Annotated in this window: 1 rRNA gene; it reads right to left on the bottom strand. The window is 52.8% G+C overall.

From position 1 onward, the window contains the following. Nucleotides 1–12 precede the first annotated feature (12 nt). A 23S ribosomal RNA gene (locus FC814_RS22305) occupies nt 13–2,916 on the bottom strand. Nucleotides 2,917–3,038 lie beyond the last annotated feature (122 nt).

Raw genomic sequence — 3,038 nt, 5'->3', positions numbered from 1 at the left:
CTTCGGCGTTGTAAGGTTAAGCCTCACGGTTCATTAGTACCGGTTAGCTCAACGCATCGCTGCGCTTACACACCCGGCCTATCAACGTCGTCGTCTTCAACGTTCCTTCAGGACTCTCAAGGAGTCAGGGAGAACTCATCTCGGGGCAAGTTTCGTGCTTAGATGCTTTCAGCACTTATCTCTTCCGCATTTAGCTACCGGGCAGTGCCATTGGCATGACAACCCGAACACCAGTGATGCGTCCACTCCGGTCCTCTCGTACTAGGAGCAGCCCCCCTCAGTTCTCCAGCGCCCACGGCAGATAGGGACCGAACTGTCTCACGACGTTCTAAACCCAGCTCGCGTACCACTTTAAATGGCGAACAGCCATACCCTTGGGACCTACTTCAGCCCCAGGATGTGATGAGCCGACATCGAGGTGCCAAACACCGCCGTCGATATGAACTCTTGGGCGGTATCAGCCTGTTATCCCCGGAGTACCTTTTATCCGTTGAGCGATGGCCCTTCCATTCAGAACCACCGGATCACTATGACCTGCTTTCGCACCTGCTCGCGCCGTCACGCTCGCAGTCAAGCTGGCTTATGCCATTGCACTAACCTCCTGATGTCCGACCAGGATTAGCCAACCTTCGTGCTCCTCCGTTACTCTTTAGGAGGAGACCGCCCCAGTCAAACTACCCACCAGACACTGTCCGCAACCCGGATAACGGGTCTACGTTAGAACATCAAACATTAAAGGGTGGTATTTCAAGGTCGGCTCCACGCAGACTGGCGTCCACGCTTCAAAGCCTCCCACCTATCCTACACATCAAGGCTCAATGTTCAGTGTCAAGCTATAGTAAAGGTTCACGGGGTCTTTCCGTCTTGCCGCGGGTACACTGCATCTTCACAGCGAGTTCAATTTCACTGAGTCTCGGGTGGAGACAGCCTGGCCATCATTACGCCATTCGTGCAGGTCGGAACTTACCCGACAAGGAATTTCGCTACCTTAGGACCGTTATAGTTACGGCCGCCGTTTACCGGGGCTTCGATCAAGAGCTTCGCCTTGCGGCTGACCCCATCAATTAACCTTCCGGCACCGGGCAGGCGTCACACCGTATACGTCCACTTTCGTGTTTGCACAGTGCTGTGTTTTTAATAAACAGTTGCAGCCAGCTGGTATCTTCGACTGATTTCAGCTCCACGAGCAAGTCGCTTCACCTACCTATCAGCGTGCCTTCTCCCGAAGTTACGGCACCATTTTGCCTAGTTCCTTCACCCGAGTTCTCTCAAGCGCCTTGGTATTCTCTACCTGACCACCTGTGTCGGTTTGGGGTACGATTTGATGTTACCTGATGCTTAGAGGCTTTTCCTGGAAGCAGGGCATTTGTTGCTTCAGCACCGTAGTGCCTCGTCATCACGCCTCAGCCTCGATTTTCCGGATTTGCCTGGAAAACCAGCCTACACGCTTAAACCGGGACAACCGTCGCCCGGCCAACATAGCCTTCTCCGTCCCCCCTTCGCAGTAACACCAAGTACAGGAATATTAACCTGTTTCCCATCGACTACGCCTTTCGGCCTCGCCTTAGGGGTCGACTCACCCTGCCCCGATTAACGTTGGACAGGAACCCTTGGTCTTCCGGCGAGCGGGCTTTTCACCCGCTTTATCGTTACTTATGTCAGCATTCGCACTTCTGATACCTCCAGCATGCCTCACAGCACACCTTCGCAGGCTTACAGAACGCTCCCCTACCCAACAACACATAGTGTCGCTGCCGCAGCTTCGGTGCATGGTTTAGCCCCGTTACATCTTCCGCGCAGGCCGACTCGACCAGTGAGCTATTACGCTTTCTTTAAATGATGGCTGCTTCTAAGCCAACATCCTGGCTGTCTGGGCCTTCCCACATCGTTTCCCACTTAACCATGACTTTGGGACCTTAGCTGGCGGTCTGGGTTGTTTCCCTCTTCACGACGGACGTTAGCACCCGCCGTGTGTCTCCCGTGATAACATTCTCCGGTATTCGCAGTTTGCATCGGGTTGGTAAGTCGGGATGACCCCCTTGCCGAAACAGTGCTCTACCCCCGGAGATGAATTCACGAGGCGCTACCTAAATAGCTTTCGGGGAGAACCAGCTATCTCCCGGTTTGATTGGCCTTTCACCCCCAGCCACAAGTCATCCGCTAATTTTTCAACATTAGTCGGTTCGGTCCTCCAGTTAGTGTTACCCAACCTTCAACCTGCCCATGGCTAGATCACCGGGTTTCGGGTCTATACCCTGCAACTTAACGCCCAGTTAAGACTCGGTTTCCCTTCGGCTCCCCTATTCGGTTAACCTTGCTACAGAATATAAGTCGCTGACCCATTATACAAAAGGTACGCAGTCACCCCATAAAGAGGCTCCCACTGCTTGTACGTACACGGTTTCAGGTTCTTTTTCACTCCCCTCGCCGGGGTTCTTTTCGCCTTTCCCTCACGGTACTGGTTCACTATCGGTCAGTCAGGAGTATTTAGCCTTGGAGGATGGTCCCCCCATATTCAGACAGGATACCACGTGTCCCGCCCTACTCATCGAGCTCACAGTATGTGCATTTTTGTGTACGGGGCTGTCACCCTGTATCGCGCGCCTTTCCAGACGCTTCCACTAACACACACACTGATTCAGGCTCTGGGCTGCTCCCCGTTCGCTCGCCGCTACTGGGGGAATCTCGGTTGATTTCTTTTCCTCGGGGTACTTAGATGTTTCAGTTCCCCCGGTTCGCTTCATTAACCTATGGATTCAGTTAATGATAGTGTGACGAATCACACTGGGTTTCCCCATTCGGAAATCGCCGGTTATAACGGTTCATATCACCTTACCGACGCTTATCGCAGATTAGCACGTCCTTCATCGCCTCTGACTGCCAGGGCATCCACCGTGTACGCTTAGTCGCTTAACCTCACAACCCGAAGATGTTTCGTAAAACACCATCGTGTTGCGAAAATTTGAGAGACTCACGAACAACTTTCGTTGTTCAGTGTTTCAATTTTCAGCTTGATCCAGATTTTTAAAGAGCAAAAC

This window comes from Escherichia sp. MR (genome assembly GCF_005280595.1).
In the GTDB taxonomy this organism is placed as follows: Bacteria; Pseudomonadota; Gammaproteobacteria; order Enterobacterales; family Enterobacteriaceae; genus Escherichia; species Escherichia ruysiae.
Note: the sequence above shows the minus strand (reverse complement) of the source record. Positions and strands in the feature narration are given on the sequence as shown.